This window comes from Ralstonia mannitolilytica, assembly GCF_905397375.1.
GTDB lineage: Bacteria > Pseudomonadota > Gammaproteobacteria > Burkholderiales > Burkholderiaceae > Ralstonia > Ralstonia mannitolilytica.
Genome location: NZ_CAJPVG010000001.1, coordinates 67148 through 83599 on the forward strand (window position 1 = coordinate 67148; position 16452 = coordinate 83599).

The following is a 16452-nucleotide window of genomic DNA, read 5'->3' on the forward strand; positions in this document are numbered from 1 at the left end:
GGCCGACCGGCCGCCGGCCGCGAAGGGCGAAATGACAACGCCCCGCGCGGTCGGCCCGGTTCTTGCGTGAACTGGCGCATCACGCACATTCACCCTGGACCGGTTTGACCAAGAACGTTTTACCCCAGTCTTCTGCCAACGCGGCGCCCCTGCCCCCGCTCGATCTTGCGCGAACGGCCTTCCTGCTCGACTTTGACGGCACCCTCGTCGACATTGCCCCGCAACCGGATGCCGTACACGTGTCGGCACCGCTGCGCGAAACATTGCGCGCGCTGCACGCAGCCAGCGGCGGGGCGCTCGCCGTCATCACCGGGCGCACCGTGCACGACGTGGAGTCGCGCCTGTCGCTGCCGGGCCTCGTCATTGCAGGCGTGCACGGCGCGGAGCGGCGCTACGCGGATGGCCGCCTTGTCCGCCTGAACACCGATGCCGACGCGCTGGCCGAGCTCGAGCGCGCACTGCGGGCCGACTTCGCGCAGCTGGCTGCGCAGTTTCCCGGCGTGGTGCTCGAGAACAAGGGCATCGCGTTCGCCCTGCACTATCGTCATGTGCCCGAGGCGGAGAACGCCGTCCTCACCGTGGCCGATCGCCTTGCGCACCGTCATGCCGAGCACGTGCGCCTGCAGGCCGGCAAGATGGTCGTCGAGCTCAAGCCGCGCGGCGCAAGCAAGGGCGACGTGGTGCACACGCTGATGACCGAGCCGCCCTTCATGGGCCGGACCGCGGTCTTTGCCGGCGACGACCTCACCGATGAAACCGCCTTCGATGCCGTCAACGCGCTGGGCGGCTGGTCGGTCAAGGTGGGAGCGGGCCCAAGCCAGGCGCGCTGGCGGCTGAACGATCCTGCAGCGCTGCGCGCGTGGCTTGCCGCGCTGGTGACCCCTCACAGCACCGACGGAGGTGCACGATGAGCCGGCTCATCGTTGTTTCCAATCGCGTGGCGCCCATCGCGGAAGGCCAGGGCACCGCGGGGGGCCTGGCGGTGGGCGTGTTCGATGCGCTGCGCGATACCGGCGGCATCTGGTTCGGCTGGAGCGGCGAAGTCGTGTCGGGTACGGCCACCGTGTCGAACGAGCCGAGCATCGTCACCAAGGGCAACATCACGTACGCCACCGTCGGCCTGAACCGCAAGGACTACGACCAGTACTACCGCGGCTTTGCCAACGCCACGCTGTGGCCGATCTTCCACTACCGGGTCGACCTCTCGCGCTACCAGCGAGAGGAGTACCACGGCTATCGGCGCGTCAACACGCAGTTTGCGCATCAGCTCAAGGCGCTCGTGCAGCCCGACGACGTCCTGTGGGTGCACGATTACCACCTGATTCCGTTTGCCGCGGAATGCCGCGCGCTGGGCATCACGAACCGCATCGGGTTCTTCCTGCACATTCCGTTTCCGTCGCCGGAAATCCTCACGACGATTCCGCCGCATGAAGACCTGATGCGGGCGCTCTGCGCGTACGACCTGGTCGGCTTCCAGACCGAGACCGACCGCGTGGCCTTCTACGACTACATCGAGCGCGAGGCGCGCGGCTACATCGAGCACAAGGAGCAGAACGGGCCGGTGCATGCCTACGGCCACACGCTGCGCGCCGAGGTGTACCCGATCGGCGTGCACCCGGACGAGATTGCGCAGCAGGCGATGTCGTCGCTGGCGCGGCGCAACCCGTTCACGCGGCACGCCGGCACGCGCGGCGAACGCGCCGGCGGCCACGGGCAGCCCAAGCTCATCATGAGCGTCGACCGGCTCGACTACTCCAAGGGCCTGCCCGAGCGTTTTCGCGCGTTCGAGCAGTTGCTGGACGATTTTCCCGATCACCGCCGGCACGTGACGTTCATCCAGATCGCGCCGACGTCGCGCCAGGACGTGCAGAGCTACCAGCAGATCCGCCAGCGGCTCGAAGCCGAATCGGGCCGCATCAATGGCAAGCTGTCGGAGCTCGACTGGACGCCCATCCGCTACATCAACAAGCAATATGAGCGGCGCGTGCTGATGGCGCTGTTCCGCAGCGCGCAGATCGGCTACGTCACGCCGCTGCGCGACGGCATGAACCTCGTTGCCAAGGAATACGTGGCCGCGCAGGATCCGGAAGACCCGGGCGTGCTCGTGCTGTCGCGCTTTGCCGGCGCGGCGCGCGAGCTCGATGCCGCGCTCATCGTCAACCCGTACGACACGCGCGGCATGGCCGAAGCGCTGAACCGCGCGCTGACGATGCCGCTGGAAGAGCGCAAGGCCCGCTACGCCCACATGATGGACCGCCTGCGCACGGCCAACCTCACCGTGTGGCGCGAGCGCTTCGTTGCCGATCTGCGCAACGCGCCTGCACGCTGATCACGCGCCGCCGCTGCCGCGACGCAGGATGCGCCCGACAGCATCGGCCGCATCGTCTTCGGCGTCGGCGTGCGGCGCCAGCATGCCAGCGAGCACGGCGCTCATGCGCGTCCAGTGCGAGCCCGGCCAGTAGACGCGGCGGCAGACATCGCACGTGCTGAACAGGCGCTGCCGCTCGCGCACGCGGGGCGGCACGCTGGCGGCGGCCTCTTCCGTGCTGAGTTGCCGCAGTGGTGCATTGCATTCCAGGCAGCGCGAAAACGGCCGGGCGACATCGGCCAGCCGGAAGCGCGCGACGACTTCGCGCATCTGCGCCCGCGGCTCGCGTGCGCGGATGAACGCGCCCCGGCGGATGCCGCGCCGCTTGAGCAGCTCCCGGTCTCGGGAGAGGACGATCCAGTCTTCGGCCTGCGCCAGCGCTTCGATGGCGACATCGGCGTAGTTGTTGTCATACGCCGTGTCGAAGCCGGCCATGCGCAGCAGCCGGGCGGTCGCGCCGAGGTGCGCATCGCACAGGAAACGCAGCGGAGGCGACGGCAGCGCGGGCACCACACCGGAAACCGCCACATGACCGGCGGCCGGCAAGATGGCTTCGAGTGCCATGGGCTGACCATCGACCAGCACGCGTCCGACTTCGGTATGGGGCACGCCCAGCGCTTCGATGGCGTGCTTCAGTGTGGCTCCTTCTGCCCACGTGCGTACGATCGGGCGGCCGCGTAGCGCTCGCGGCAGGAGCGGCGTCAGGTTGGTATCGAACGTGAAGATGACGGGCTGCATGCCTGCCACGATACTCCCCGGCGGACAAATCCGCGAATCGGGGGGGCGACCCCGCGATGAAGCACCGGCGCGCTTCATCGCGGCTCATGGGCGCGGATGTCAATCCGGCCTCCGCACCCCACATCGATCGAAATGAAAACGGCGTGACACTCGGTGCGTCACGCCGTCTACACCGCAGCAGCGGTCGCACACCGACCGTCAGGCGGCGCTGGCAATGTGCAGCCGCGGGTTTTCCTTCAGTTGCAGGCACGGATGATCCGCAAACAGCGTCGCCACCCAGTCCACGAACACGCGCACCTTGGGCGACAGATGCCGGTTGTGCGGATACACCACTGACACCGGCACCGGCTCCGACACGTAGTCGGGCAACACCTCCACCAGCGCGCCTGACATGAGGTGCTCGTACACGAGGAAGCGCGCGGTCTGCAGCAGGCCGAGGCCGTGCAGCGCGCACGCCGCCGCCGATTCGCCATCGTTGACGGACACGATGCCGCGCACCTTGTGGATCTGCTTCTGGCCGTCGATGACGAAGTCCCAGTCCATGCGGCGGCCATTGCGGGCCGAGAAGTAATTCACCGCGATGTGGTCCTGCAGGTCTTCGAGCGTCTTCGGCGTGCCGTAGCGCGCGAGGTATTCGGGCGACGCGCAATTGACCATCGACAACTGGCCGATGCGCCGCGCGACGAGGCTCGAATCCTGCAGCTCGCCGCCACGCACGGCGCAGTCCACGCCTTCCTGCACGAGGTCGACCGTGCGGTCGCTCATGCCGATCTCGAGCTGAAGATCGGGGTACGCCTCGTGGAAATCGCGGATGCGCGGCACAAGCAACCGTTTGCCAATCGACGCAGGAACATCGATGCGCAGCGTGCCGCGCGCACCCGCCGCGCTTTGCGAGAACGCGGCCTCGGTTTCTTCCAGGTCGCCGAGCAGCCGCACGCAGCGCTCGTAGTAGGCAGCGCCGTCGGCCGTGACGTTGACGCGGCGGGTGGTCCGGTGCAGCAGGCGCACGCCGAGGTGCGCCTCGAGGCTTTGCACCAGGTTCGTCACCGTGGCGCGGGGTAACTGAAGGCTGTCGGCAGCCTTGGTGAAACTGCTGGCCTCCACGACGCGCGTGAAGACCTGCATGGCCTGCAATCGATCCATCTGCGGCTCCTGAAGGTCGGACTCCACGGGCCGTGCGCACTGCCGGAATCCGAACGGCAATGCGCAAGGCAGTGAAATCTCAAGGGGATACCCGGGTGGCGCGATCGGCGGACGGAGGCATTTCCGCAGCGCAACAAGATCGGCCTCAAGCAATGACACTTTGTAGCACAACCGTCAATTTTGATTGTTCGGCTGTGACTAATAGTGATGTCCGATTATAGGCATTTATCCGCGTTCGTCTAATCACCATCATTCAGCCCATCGATATCAGGGTGATCCGCAAAGGTAAGCCCCGCCTGACATCATGGGTTCTTCTCCACCGCGCCTGGTTGTTTCTGAATACTCGCCCGATCGGGATGCGGGTTCGGTTGCTGTTCGTCCGGCGCAATCGTACTCGCGCTCCGACGTTACAAAGGTTGCAGTGAATAACCATTTGCGCAGCGCAACATCTCCGCTGCCTGAGCAAGCATGTCACGCCGACGGGGCCGCCGACACCGCCGCCCTCCCGCGCGACGTGCACGCCGAGGACTACTGGACGCAGGGCTACGCCGGCCGCATCCGCCTGCGCGTGTATCGCCCGGAAATGCGCCCGGACGAGGCGGCCGCGCCACTGCGCCATGCCGCCGTGCTGTATCTGCACGGCGGCGGCTTCGTGCGCGGCACGATCGACGATGCCGATGCGCCGGCCCGCCACCTCGCCGCCACGCTGCCCGCCGTCGTGGTCACGGTGGGCTACTCGCTGGCGCCGGCCGCGCCCTTCCCGGCCGCGCCGGAAGACGTCTACGCCGCGCTGTGCTGCATGGCCGAGCATGCCGCCGCCTGGGGCATCGACCGCCGCCGCATGGCGGTGGCCGGGCACGACGCGGGCGGCAATCTGTCGGCCGCGCTGGCCATGATTGCGCGCGACCGCGGCGGCCCGCACCTGCGCGCACAAGTGCTGATCGCGCCCATGCTCGACCCGACCATGGCGCGCGTGCGCCCCGACCGCCTGGCCGACGCCGACAACTCGGCCGAAGTTTGCGCGGAGTGCTATCGCCAGTACCTGCCGCGCCCTACCGAGCGCGTGCATCCGTACGCCGCGCCGGTGGAATCGCGCCGCCTGCAGGGCCTGCCGCCCGCGCTGCTGCTGACCGCGCCGCAGGACCTGCTGCGCACCGAAGCCGAGCGCTATGCCGCGTGCCTCATCGAAGCCGGGGTCGTCACGCAGGTCGTGCGTGTGAACGATGCGTGCCATGACTCGATCGCCATGAGCGCGGTCGCGCAGGACGAGATCACGTGTTTCCTGCGCTGGCACCTCGGCATGACACGGCAGCCCGCCGGTCGCGCCAGGCGCCGCGCACGTGCGGACCGCAAGGACCGCACGCCCCCTGGCCCCACCGAGGAGACGCCTGGCTGACCCCACACAACAAGAAACGGAGTGCGAGGCCGCGCGCGTGTTTCTACGCTGCGGCCCACGCGCTTTTCCTGAGTCTGTTCTCTTTGCCTATCCCAACGAAATCGAGAGAGTCATCATGAGCCTGTCCAAACGCACCATCGCCATTTCGGTTGCAGCAGTGCTCGGCGCTGCCGCCGTGGGCACATACGGCCTGGTTTCCAATGCCGGTGCCTCGCAGCAACCTGCCGCCGCCCCCGCCGCCACGCCGGTGGATGTCGCGCCCGTCCTCGCCAAGAACGTGGCCGAGTGGGATGAATTTTCGGGCCGCATCGAAGCGGTTGAACGCGTGGAAGTCCGCCCTCTGGTGAGCGGCACCGTCACGGCTGTGCACTTCAAGGACGGCAGCATCGTCAAGAAGGGCGACCCGCTGTTCACCATCGACCCGCGCCCGTATGCGGCGGAAGTGGCCCGCACGCAAGCGGCGCTGACGGCCGCCAAGTCGCGGGTGGCCTACACCACGTCGGAACTCGAACGCGCGCAGAAGCTCGTGGCCGACAACGCCATCGCCCGGCGCGAGTTCGAAGAGAAGGAAAACGCCGCCCGCGAGGCGCAGGCCAACCTGCAAGGCGCCGCTGCCGCACTGGAAGCGGCCAAGCTCAACCTCGAGTACACGCGCATCGTGGCGCCCGTGTCGGGCCGCGTGTCGCGCGCGGAAATCACGGTGGGCAACGTGGTGTCCGCCGGCGGTGCCGCGCCGGTGCTCACGACGCTGGTGTCGGTCTCGCCGATGTACGTGGCGTTCGATGCCGACGAGCAGAGCTACCTGCGTTACTCGGCCCAAGCCGCCAAGGGCACCAAGACGCCGGTCTACATCGGCCTGGCCAATGAAGACGGCTATACGCGCGAGGGCTTCATCCAGTCCGTCGACAATCGCCTGGACGTGCGCTCAGGCACGATCCGCGTGCGCGCCACGCTCGACAACGCCGACGGCCGCCTCACGCCGGGCCTGTACGCCCGCGTGCGCATGAGCACCGGCGCGCCGCACGACGCCATCCTCATCAGCGACAAGGCCATCGGGACGGACCAGGACAAGAAGTTCGTGCTGGTCGTGGATGCCGCCAACAAGACGAGCTACCGCGCGGTCACGCTCGGTGCCTCGGTCGACGGCCTGCGCGTCGTGAAGTCGGGCCTGAAGGCGGGCGAGCGCATCGTCGTCAACGGCATCCAGCGTGTGCGGCCGGGCGACGCCGTGGCCCCCAACGTGGTGACCATGGACAGCCTCGTCACGAAGCGCGTGGTGCTGCCCGGCGCACAACCGGAAGCCCCCGCCACGCCCGCAGAAGCCAAAGCCGATACCCCTGCTGCCCCCGCCGCGAAGGCCGAAGCCAAGCCTGCCGGCGCCAAGACCGCAGCCAACGCACAACGCCTTCCGGCCGACCGCGCCTGATCGCGACTGAAACGCATCGCTGACAGCCATGAACTTCTCCAAATTTTTCGTGGACCGCCCGATTTTTGCGGGCGTGCTTTCCACGCTGATCCTGCTGATCGGGATCATCTCGATCTGGCGATTGCCGATCTCGGAGTATCCCGAGGTCGTGCCGCCTTCGGTGGTGGTGCGCGCGCAGTTCCCGGGCGCCAACCCGAAGGTGATTGCCGAGACCGTCGCCTCGCCGCTCGAAGAACAGATCAACGGCGTCGAGAACATGCTGTACATGCAGTCGCAGGCCAACAGCGACGGCAACATGACCACAACGGTCACCTTCAAGCTGGGCACCGACCCCGACAAGGCGCAGCAGCTCGTGCAGAACCGCGTGTCGCAGGCGCTGCCGCGTCTGCCCGACGTGGTGCAGCGCCTGGGCGTGACGACCATCAAGAGCAGCCCCGACCTGACGATGGTGGTGCACTTGCTGTCGCCCAACGACCGCTACGACATGACATACCTGCGCAACTACGCGGTGCTGAACGTCAAGGACCGCCTTGCACGGATCAGCGGCGTGGGCCAGGTGCAGCTGTTCGGCTCGGGTGACTACTCGATGCGCGTGTGGCTCGACCCGAACAAGGTGGCCGAGCGCGGCCTGACGGCCAACGAAGTCGTCAAGGCCATCCGCGACCAGAACGTGCAGGTGGCGGCAGGCGTGATCGGCGGCTCGCCGTCGGTGCCGGGTACGGACCTGCAATTGTCCGTCAACGCACAGGGCCGCCTGAAGACCGAGCAGGAGTTCGGCGACATCATCCTCAAGAGTTCGCCCAACGGCGCCGTCACTTACCTGCGTGACGTGGCCCGCATCGAGCTGGCCGCGTCGGAATACGGCCTGCGCTCGCTGCTGGACAACAAGCAGGCGGTGGCCATTCCGATCTTCCAGGCGCCGGGTTCCAACGCGCTGCAGATTTCGGATGACGTGCGCAAGACGATGGCCGAGCTGAAGGAAGACTTTCCCGAAGGCGTCGACTACCGCATCGTCTATGACCCGACGCAGTTCGTCCGCTCCAGTATCGAAGCCGTCACGCACACGCTGCTGGAAGCGGTGGCGCTTGTGGTGCTCGTGGTGATCCTGTTCCTGCAGACGTGGCGTGCGTCGATCATTCCGCTGCTTGCGGTGCCGGTGTCGATCATCGGCACGTTCGGCCTGATGCTGATGTTCGGCTTCTCGATCAACGCGCTGTCGCTGTTTGGGCTGGTGCTGGCGATCGGGATCGTGGTGGACGATGCCATCGTGGTGGTGGAAAACGTCGAGCGGAACATCGCCGAAGGCTTATCGCCACGCGAGGCCACGTACAAGGCCATGCGCGAAGTGAGCGGCCCGATCATCGCCATTGCCCTGACGCTGATTGCCGTGTTCGTGCCGCTCGCCTTCATGACGGGCCTGACCGGTCAGTTCTACAAGCAGTTCGCGCTGACGATCTCCATCTCGACCGTCATCTCGGCCTTCAACTCGCTCACGCTGTCGCCGGCGCTGGCCGCCCTGCTGCTCAAGAGCCACGACGCACCGAAGGATTGGCTGGCGCGCGTGATGGACAAGGGCCTGGGCTGGATCTTCCGTCCGTTCAATCGGGTGTTTGGCGCCGCATCGGAGTCGTATGGCCGCAGCACATCGCGCGTGATCGGCCGCAAGGCGCTGATGCTGGGCATCTACCTGGCGCTCATCGGTGCGACCGCGCTGCTGTTCAACAAGGTGCCCGGCGGCTTCGTGCCGATGCAGGACAAGCAATACCTCGTGAGCTTCGCGCAACTGCCGGACGGTGCCTCGCTTGACCGCACGGAAGACGTGATCCGCCGCATGTCCGACATCGCCCTCAAGCACCCGGGCGTGGAAAGCGCCGTGGCCTTCCCGGGCCTGTCCATCAACGGCTTCACCAACAGCCCGAGCGCCGGCATCGTGTTCGTCACGCTCAAGCCGTTTGACCAGCGCAAGAGCGCCGACCTGTCCGGCGGTGCGATTGCGGGCCAGCTGAACAAGCAATACGGCGCCATCAAGGATGCGTTCATCGCCGTGTTCCCGCCGCCGCCGGTGCAGGGCCTCGGCACGGTGGGCGGCTTCAAGATGCAGATCGAAGACCGGGGTTCGGTCGGCTACGAACAGCTCTTTGCCGCCACGCAAGCCTTCATGGCGAAGGCACGCCAGACGCCTGAGCTGGGCCCGTCGTTCTCGAGCTACCAGATCAACGTGCCGCAGCTGAATGCCGACCTGGACCGCGTGAAGGCCAAGCAGCTGGGCGTGCCGGTCACGGACGTGTTCGACACCATGCAGGTGTATCTGGGCTCGCTGTACGTGAACGACTTCAACCGCTTCGGCCGTACGTACCAGGTCAAGGTGCAGGCAGACGCGCCGTTCCGCGCCCATGCAGAAGACATCCTGCAGCTGAAGACGCGCAACAGCGCGGGCGACATGGTGCCGCTGTCATCGCTGCTGCGCGTGTCGCAAGGCTTCGGGCCGGACATGGTCGTGCGCTACAACGGCTACACCGCTGCCGACATCAACGGCGGCCCGGCCCCCGGCTTCTCGTCGGGCCAGGCGCAGGCGGCTGTGGAGCGCATCGCGCATGAAACGCTGCCCAAGGGCGTGCGCTTCGAGTGGACGGACCTGACGTATCAGCAGATCCTGGCGGGCAACTCGGCGGTGTGGATCTTCCCGATCTGCGTGCTGCTGGTGTTCCTGGTGCTGGCCGCACAGTACGAAAGCCTGACGCTGCCGCTGGCCGTGATCCTGATCGTGCCGATGAGCCTGTTCGCCGCCATGCTGGGTGTGTGGATCTCGCGCGGCGACAACAACATCTTCACGCAGATCGGCCTGGTGGTGCTGGTGGGGCTGGCGTGCAAGAACGCCATCCTGATCGTCGAGTTTGCGCGCGAGCTCGAGCTGCAGGGACGCTCCATCGTGGAGGCCGCCATCGAGGCTTGCCGCCTGCGTCTGCGCCCGATCCTGATGACGTCGATCGCTTTCATCATGGGCGTGGTGCCCCTGGTGGTGTCGACCGGCGCCGGTGCGGAAATGCGTCATGCCATGGGCGTGGCCGTGTTCGCGGGGATGCTCGGTGTGACGCTGTTCGGCCTGTTCCTCACGCCGGTGTTCTACGTGGTGCTGCGTACGCTGGCCTCGCGCCGCGGCGAGCGCTCCGAGAATGCACCGGACCGCGATCTGGACCTCGATGGCGCGCTGCCGGTGCCGTCGAGCCAACACTAATGACAACATCGCTATGAACGCGCTCAAACAACACACCGGTCCGGCGCGGCCGGGCCGCTGGACTCCGCTGGCGCTGGCCGCCGCGCTGTCCCTCGCGGCCTGCTCGCTGGCACCGAACTACGAGAAGCCGGACGTGGGCACGCCCACGGCCTTCAAGGAAGCGGCCGAATCTTCCAAACTGGCCGCCGACGCACCGCTGGCCGCCGGCGAACAAGGCAAATGGAAGACCGCTGAACCGTCGATGCCGGCTGACGGCGCGTGGTGGAAGATCTTCAACGACCCGACGCTCGACAAGCTCGAAGCGCAGGCCGCTGAAGCGAGCCCCACGCTGGCCGCCGCGGCCGCGCGCGTCACGCAGGCGCGCGCCTTCGTGCAGGCCAATCGCGCATCGCTGTTCCCGGAACTCGATGCGGGCTTTGGCCCCACGCGCCAGCGCCCTTCGGCCGCGTCGGCGGGCCTGCCGGTCGGTGCGCCCGTGCAGCCGCAAACGTACTGGCGCGCGCAGGCCACGGTGGCGTATGAAGCCGATCTCTTCGGCCGCGTACGCAACAGCATCGATGCCGCCGGCGCCGATGCCGAACGCGTGGAAGCGCTGTACCGTGCCGCGCGCCTGTCGCTGCAGGCCGACGTTGCACAGACGTACTTCAGCCTGCGCACGCTCGATGCCGAAGAAGCGCTGCTCGCACGCACCGTCGTCGGCCGCGAAGAGGCGCTCAAGCTGGTGCAGCGCCGCTTCAACACCGGCGACATCGGCGAGCTGGACGTTGCGCGCGCCGACGCCGAGCTGGCCACCGCGCGCTCCGACCGCATTGGCGTGCAGCGCCGCCGCGCCGTGCTGGAGCACGCGCTCGCCACGCTGCTCGGCAAGGCCCCCGCCGACTTCAGCATGGACGCGCAACCGCTGACCGCGCTGGACGTGCGCGTGCCGGCCGGCCTGCCCTCCGCCCTGCTGGAGCGCCGCCCGGACGTGGCCGCCGCCGAGCGTTCCATGGCCGCCGCCAATGCGCGCATCGGCGTGGCACGCGCGGCGTTCTTCCCGCAGCTGCAGCTCACGGGCGGCTTCGGTTATGAGTCGCACGACATCGGTGACCTGCTCAAATGGGGCAGCCGCACGTGGATTCTCGGCCCGCTGGTCGGCACTGCGCTGTCGCTGCCGATCTTTGACGGCGGCGCCCGCAGCGCTGGCGTGAAGCAGGCGCGCGCCGCGTATGAAGAGAACGTTGCGAACTACCGCGAAAGCGTGCTGGTCGCCTTCCGCGAGGTGGAAGACAACCTGTCAGACCTGCGCCTTCTGGCCGATCAGTCCAAGGCCCAGAGCGATGCGGTGCGCGCCTCCTCGCGCGCGGCACAGCTCTCGCGCACGCGCTACAACGCGGGGTCGGTCAACTACCTGGACGTGATCGATGCGGAGCGCAACATGCTCTCGGCCGAGCGCATCGGCGTGCAGCTGGCCGGTGCCCGCGTCAATGCCACGGTCGGCCTCATCAAGGCGCTGGGCGGCGGCTGGGGCGATCTGCCCGCGCAACAGGCCCAGCCGGCAACGGTGGCCCAGCAGTAAGACGTTGCTCCTCTCTCGGGAAAGCGAGATTACGCGCGGCTTCGGCCGCGTTTTTTTTTGGCGCTTTGTTCGTGGGCGGTGGCGCTCCATCCTCCCCGTCGAAGCCGGATGCCGCACGGACTCTCCGTTCCGGGCATGAAAAAAGCGCGGCGCCTTCCGGACGCCGCGCACCGTGCACTTGGGGGAAGCACAAGGATTAAATCGCCTCCAGCTCGCGGCCGCGCGTTTCCGGCAGCGTGAGCGCCGCCAGGATCAGCAGGCCATACGCGCCCGCGGCAAAGATGCCGATGGCGTGCCCGAGCGACGAATGCGCGCTCACCTGCCCGATCAGGAACGGAAAACTCGCGCCCACGGCCCGGCCCACGTTGTAGCAGAAGCCCTGGCCCGAGCCGCGCACCGAGGTCGGAAACAGCTCGGTCAGGAACGCGCCCATGCCCGCAAAGATGCCGGAGGCAAAGAAGCCCAGTGGCAGACCGAGCACCAGCATCAGGCTGTCGGTCACGTCCAGCTGCGTGTACACGAGCGCCACCACCATCGACCCGGCGGCAAACAGGATGAAATTGCGCTTGCGGCCCAGGCGGTCCGTCAGCACGGCGCTGGTCAGGTAGCCGATGTACGAGCCGATGATGACCACCGCCAGGTAGCCGCCGGTGCCCAGCACCGTCAGGTGGCGCTCGGTCTTCAGGAAGGTGGGCAGCCACGTGGTGATCGCGTAGTAGCCACCTTGCGCGCCGGTCGTCAGCACAGCGGCCCGCAACGTCGTGCTCAGCAGGCGCGGCGAGAAGATCGCAAGGAAGCTCGAGCCCACGCCGCCGGTCTGCTGAGACTTCGCCTCCTGATACACCTGCGGCTCCTTCACCAGCCGGCGCAGGAAGAACACGAACACCGCCGGCACGATGCCCACCAGGAACAGCGCGCGCCATGCTGTCTCGGGCGGCATCACGCTGAAGAGCCACGCGTACAGCAGCGCCGATGCACCCCAGCCCAGGGCCCACCCGGCCTGCACCATGCCCACGGCCTTGCCGCGGTCCTGCGCGCGGATGGCCTCGCCGATCAGCACGGCGCCGGCCGTCCACTCGCCGCCAAAGCCGAAGCCCATCAGCGTGCGGGCAATCAGCAGCTGCCCGTAGTTCTGCGCGAGGCCGCACAGGAACGTGAAGACGGCAAACCACAGGATCGTGATCTGCAGCGCGCGCACGCGGCCGATGCGGTCCGACAGGATGCCCGCCACCCAGCCGCCCGCCGCCGATGCCAGTAGCGTGCACGTGCCGATCAACCCCGCATCGGCCTTGGAGAGCCCCCACACGCCGATCAGCGTGGGGATGACGAAGCTCAGGATCTGCGTGTCCATGGCGTCGAGCGCGTAGCCGACCTTGCAGCTCCAGAACGTGCGCCGCTCCTGCGGCGAGATCTCCCGGTACCAGCGGAACAGGCCGCCCGGATTCGCGGCGGATGGGGCTGCGGTGTCCGCCTCGGTGGGCGCTCGCGCAACCGATGCTTCGGTCGTCATGGTGCTTCCTCCTTTTTCACTGTTGCTGTCTCGTGCTTCTTTTTGTTTCTGATAGGCCAACGCCTCTGCGTGCGCCAGCGGGAACCCCGACCCGTCCGCCCCTGCTTCTCTCCGTCCTGAAGGCCTGCGATGCGGCAGCGAACCCGATCAGACCAGCGCCGCGGTGCGCAGGTCGGTGATCAGCATGTGCCCCGGCGCGTGGGTGATGCACAGCTCCGGCCGTGCCTGCTGCACCACGGCCTGGGGCGTGACGCCGCAGGCCCAGAACACCGGCACTTCGCCTGGCTGCACGGGCACGGCATCGCCCCAGTCGGGTTGCGCGAGGTCCGCAATGCCGATGGCGGCCGGATCCCCAAAGTGCACCGGTGCGCCGTGCGCACGCGGCATGCGCGAGGTGATCTCGATGGCACGGATGGCATCGGGCACCGACATCGGCCGCATCGACACAACGAGCTTGCCCGCAAGGCGCGACGTCCCGGCCGTGTCGATCGACGTGCGGTACATCGCCACGTTGCGCGCCATGGCGATATGGCGCAGCGGCACGCCGGCCTCCATCAGCGCGTGCTCGAACGAGAACGAACAGCCGATGGCGAAGGCGACCATGTCGTCCGTCCACAGCGCTTCCACGTCGAGCGGTTCGTCGGCGAGCTCGCCATGGCGGTACACGCGGTAGCGCGGCACATCGCGGCGCACGTCCACGTCCTGGCCCAGGTGGCGGAACACGGGCACACCGGGCTCCGTCACGTCCAGCAGCGGACACGGCTTCGGGTTCAGCTGGCAGAAACGCAGGAACTCGTTGGCCCAGGTGTCGCGCAGCATCACGATATTGGCCTGCACATGACCATCGCACAGACCGCTGGTATGACCGCGCAGCACGCCGGAGCGGGCCGCCAGCCGCGCCGAGTACGGGTTCGCGTAAGACACGCTGGCCGCCGTGCGGGCAGGTGCGGAAATCGGCGCCGGTTGTTCCGGCATTCTTTTTGCCTGGGCTGACTCCACTGCCATGTTCATACAAAGCTCGTCCACAAGATTGTTCGTGCGGCAAATTGTGAAAGCGCGATGAAACCGGGTCCAACGAAAGTTTCGGATGGCAGGCGATAGAAAAAGCTGATTGCCGCGGCCAGGACCCACGCCACACCTGCGCGTGTAGAATCCTTCGCCCCAACCGTTGCCCCCAGCCTCCGATGCGTCACCAAGCGGATTACCAAGCGATCCTGGACACCATCCACCGCGACATCCAGCCGTGGCTCGGCCGGGGCCGCGTCGCCGACTACATCCCCGAGCTGGCCAAGGCCAGCGCGTCGGATTTCGGCATGGCCATCGTCACGCTGCAGGGCGAGGTTCATCGCGTGGGCAAGGCCGATGTGCCGTTCTCGATCCAGAGCATCTCGAAGCTGTTTGCCTGCACGCTGGCCTTCCAGCTGGAGGGCGAATCGCTGTGGCAGCGCGTGGGCCGCGAGCCTTCCGGCAATGCCTTCAACTCGCTCGTGCAGCTCGAATATGAAAACGGCATTCCGCGCAATCCGTTCATCAACGCCGGCGCGCTCGTCGTGACCGACGTGCTGTGCCGGCGCTTCGTGCAGGCCGAGACCGCGCTGGTGCAGTTCATGCGGCGGCTGGTCGGCAACCCGGGCATCGATTACGCGCCGCGCGTGGCCGAATCGGAGCTGGCCCATGCCGACCGCAACCGCGCCATGGCGCACTTCATGAAGAGCTTCGGCAACCTGCACATGCCGGTGGAGACCGTGATCGATGCCTACTGCCGCCAGTGCGCCATCGAGATGAACTGCACCGACCTGGCGCGCGCCGTGCTGTTCCTGGCAAACGCCGGCGTGGTGCCCTGGAGCGGCGAGCGCATCGTCGATGCCAGCCCCGCCAAGCGCCTGTCCGCGCTGATGCTGACCTGCGGCACCTATGATGCCGCCGGCGACTTCGTCTACCGCGTCGGCCTGCCCGCCAAGAGCGGCGTGGGCGGCGGCATCGTGGCCGTGCTGCCGGAGGAGTTCGGCGTGTGCGTGTGGTCGCCGGGGCTCGATGTCAGCGGCAACTCGCTGGCCGGCCTGCAGGCGCTGGAATGGCTGACCACGCTGTCCGGCCGGTCGATCTTCTGACGCGGGCGCCGCGCCACGTTCAGGCGGCCTCGGTGCTGCGCTCGAGGTCTTCGGCAATCGCGTAACGCGGCCCCACCGAGAGGCAGAACTCCCGCGCCATCGTGCGCGCCAGGCCGACGATGGCCTCGTGCACCTCCAGCCCCGCACCCACGCGCCACGACGCGATGACGGGCAGCGCCGGCAGGGCCGGGTCCACTTCGAGCACCGTCAGCGCACCGCTTTCGATGCGGTCGCGCACCAGCACGGTCGGCAGCGCCCCCACGCCAAAGCCGTCGCCCACCAGCCGCGTCATGGCGGCCACCGAGTTGACGCAGTTCACGCGCAGCGATTCCACGCCGTTCAGGTGCAGCAGGTTCAGCATGTCCTGGTGCGGCCGCGAATTGCGCACGAAGGTGATGAGCCGCTCGTGCGCCAGTTCGGCAAGGCTCGCGTACGGATGCGCCAGCCGCGAGCTGGTGGCCACCACCCAGTGGATCGGGTACTGCGCCAGCTGCACGTTGCGCACGCTCTCGGCGCGCAGCAGGTCGGTCTGGAAGGCGATGTCGAGCGCGCCCTTCTGCAACTGCTCGACCAGGTGCATCGCGCTGTCGGCCACCAGTTCAATTTCGAGCGCGGGAAACATCTCGGCCGTGCGCGCGATCAGCGGCGAGAGCCACGTGTGGATGACGCTGTCCATGGCCCCCACCCGTACGCGGCCCTCAAAGCCGGGACGCTGCGCCACGGCGGCCTGCAGCTGATGCAGCGTGCTGACCATGCGGTCGGCATATTCGAGCACCTTGTGGCCATCGGGCGTGAGCTGCACGCCCCGCGTGTCGCGGTCGAACAGGCGCACGCCCAGTTCCTCTTCCAGCGCGGCAATGCGCGCCGAGATGGACGCCTGCGTGGTGAACAGCTTGTCGGCCGTGAGACGGAAGCTGCGCAATCGCGCGACCCAGACGAAGGTTTCCAGAAACCGTAGGTTCATGCC

At 67.6% G+C, this 16452-nt stretch carries 12 protein-coding genes; 7 read left to right on the forward strand and 5 right to left on the reverse strand.

The features are described 5' to 3' along the window. The first annotated feature begins 104 nt into the window (after nt 1-104). Together otsB and otsA are read left to right on the forward strand one after the other, a co-directional pair. Nucleotides 105-911: a trehalose-phosphatase gene (gene otsB / locus KHN96_RS00305; RefSeq protein WP_045219987.1), complete on the forward strand. Its 807-nt coding sequence runs from the start codon at nt 105-107 to the stop codon at nt 909-911. Further along, nucleotides 908-2329: an alpha,alpha-trehalose-phosphate synthase (UDP-forming) gene (otsA, locus tag KHN96_RS00310; RefSeq protein ID WP_062739595.1), complete on the forward strand. Its 1422-nt coding sequence runs from the start codon at nt 908-910 to the stop codon at nt 2327-2329. The genes otsB and otsA overlap by 4 nt, the downstream gene beginning before the upstream one ends. Here otsA and KHN96_RS00315 read toward each other — a convergent pair whose 3' ends face one another. Beyond that, nucleotides 2330-3106, reverse strand: coding sequence for a Mut7-C RNAse domain-containing protein (locus KHN96_RS00315; protein WP_102078949.1), 777 nt, complete (start codon nt 3104-3106; stop codon nt 2330-2332). Nucleotides 3107-3304: 198 nt separating this feature from the next. Further along, nucleotides 3305-4249, reverse strand: a complete 945-nt coding sequence (locus tag KHN96_RS00320; RefSeq protein WP_045219982.1) for a LysR family transcriptional regulator — start codon at nt 4247-4249, stop codon at nt 3305-3307. A gap of 304 nt (nt 4250-4553) precedes the next feature. Between KHN96_RS00320 and KHN96_RS00325 the strand changes: the two genes are divergently transcribed. The 4 genes from KHN96_RS00325 to KHN96_RS00340 all read left to right on the forward strand — a co-directional run bounded on the left by KHN96_RS00325 (nt 4554) and on the right by KHN96_RS00340 (nt 11864). Next, nucleotides 4554-5645, forward strand: coding sequence for an alpha/beta hydrolase (locus tag KHN96_RS00325; RefSeq protein WP_045219980.1), 1092 nt, complete (start codon nt 4554-4556; stop codon nt 5643-5645). 115 nt (nt 5646-5760) lie between these two features. Then, entirely contained in the window at nt 5761-7071 is a 1311-nt protein-coding gene (locus KHN96_RS00330; protein ID WP_062739593.1) for an efflux RND transporter periplasmic adaptor subunit, read from the forward strand. A 28-nt stretch (nt 7072-7099) separates the two neighbouring features. Further along, on the forward strand, nt 7100-10306 hold the full coding sequence (locus KHN96_RS00335) for an efflux RND transporter permease subunit (protein WP_045219976.1): 3207 nt from the start codon (nt 7100-7102) through the stop codon (nt 10304-10306). A 13-nt stretch (nt 10307-10319) separates the two neighbouring features. Further along, a complete protein-coding gene (locus KHN96_RS00340; protein ID WP_062739592.1) occupies nt 10320-11864 on the forward strand; it encodes an efflux transporter outer membrane subunit in 1545 nt (514 codons plus the stop codon). Nucleotides 11865-12060: 196 nt separating this feature from the next. Here KHN96_RS00340 and KHN96_RS00345 read toward each other — a convergent pair whose 3' ends face one another. Together KHN96_RS00345 and KHN96_RS00350 are read right to left on the reverse strand one after the other, a co-directional pair. Further along, nucleotides 12061-13374: an MFS transporter gene (locus KHN96_RS00345; RefSeq protein ID WP_062739591.1), complete on the reverse strand. Its 1314-nt coding sequence runs from the start codon at nt 13372-13374 to the stop codon at nt 12061-12063. A gap of 147 nt (nt 13375-13521) precedes the next feature. After that, the gene (locus tag KHN96_RS00350) at nt 13522-14349 is read right to left on the reverse strand and encodes a putative hydro-lyase (RefSeq protein WP_115044496.1); all 828 of its coding nucleotides are present in this window, start codon (nt 14347-14349) and stop codon (nt 13522-13524) included. A 209-nt stretch (nt 14350-14558) separates the two neighbouring features. Between KHN96_RS00350 and KHN96_RS00355 the strand changes: the two genes are divergently transcribed. Then, the gene (locus tag KHN96_RS00355; protein WP_062739590.1) at nt 14559-15485 is read left to right on the forward strand and encodes a glutaminase; all 927 of its coding nucleotides are present in this window, start codon (nt 14559-14561) and stop codon (nt 15483-15485) included. Between the two features lie 19 nt (nt 15486-15504). Here the strand turns inward: KHN96_RS00355 and KHN96_RS00360 are convergent, their stop codons facing one another. Further along, nucleotides 15505-16449, reverse strand: a complete 945-nt coding sequence (locus KHN96_RS00360; protein ID WP_045219967.1) for a LysR family transcriptional regulator — start codon at nt 16447-16449, stop codon at nt 15505-15507. Between the last annotated feature and the right edge of the window lie 3 nt (nt 16450-16452).

Excerpts from the sequence above, each read along its gene's own strand:
- KHN96_RS00325 (WP_045219980.1), top strand. The coding sequence starts at position 4,554 with ATGGGTTCTTCTCCACCGCGCCTGGTTGTTTCTGAATACTCGCCCGAT.
- KHN96_RS00350 (WP_115044496.1), bottom strand. The coding sequence starts at position 14,349 with ATGCCGGAACAACCGGCGCCGATTTCCGCACCTGCCCGCACGGCGGCC.
- KHN96_RS00355 (WP_062739590.1), top strand. The coding sequence starts at position 14,559 with ATGCGTCACCAAGCGGATTACCAAGCGATCCTGGACACCATCCACCGC.
- KHN96_RS00360 (WP_045219967.1), bottom strand. The coding sequence starts at position 16,449 with ATGAACCTACGGTTTCTGGAAACCTTCGTCTGGGTCGCGCGATTGCGC.
- KHN96_RS00320 (WP_045219982.1), bottom strand. The coding sequence starts at position 4,249 with ATGGATCGATTGCAGGCCATGCAGGTCTTCACGCGCGTCGTGGAGGCC.
- KHN96_RS00330 (WP_062739593.1), top strand. The coding sequence starts at position 5,761 with ATGAGCCTGTCCAAACGCACCATCGCCATTTCGGTTGCAGCAGTGCTC.
- KHN96_RS00345 (WP_062739591.1), bottom strand. The coding sequence starts at position 13,374 with ATGACGACCGAAGCATCGGTTGCGCGAGCGCCCACCGAGGCGGACACC.
- KHN96_RS00340 (WP_062739592.1), top strand. The coding sequence starts at position 10,320 with ATGAACGCGCTCAAACAACACACCGGTCCGGCGCGGCCGGGCCGCTGG.
- otsA (WP_062739595.1), top strand. The coding sequence starts at position 908 with ATGAGCCGGCTCATCGTTGTTTCCAATCGCGTGGCGCCCATCGCGGAA.
- KHN96_RS00335 (WP_045219976.1), top strand. The coding sequence starts at position 7,100 with ATGAACTTCTCCAAATTTTTCGTGGACCGCCCGATTTTTGCGGGCGTG.
- KHN96_RS00315 (WP_102078949.1), bottom strand. The coding sequence starts at position 3,106 with ATGCAGCCCGTCATCTTCACGTTCGATACCAACCTGACGCCGCTCCTG.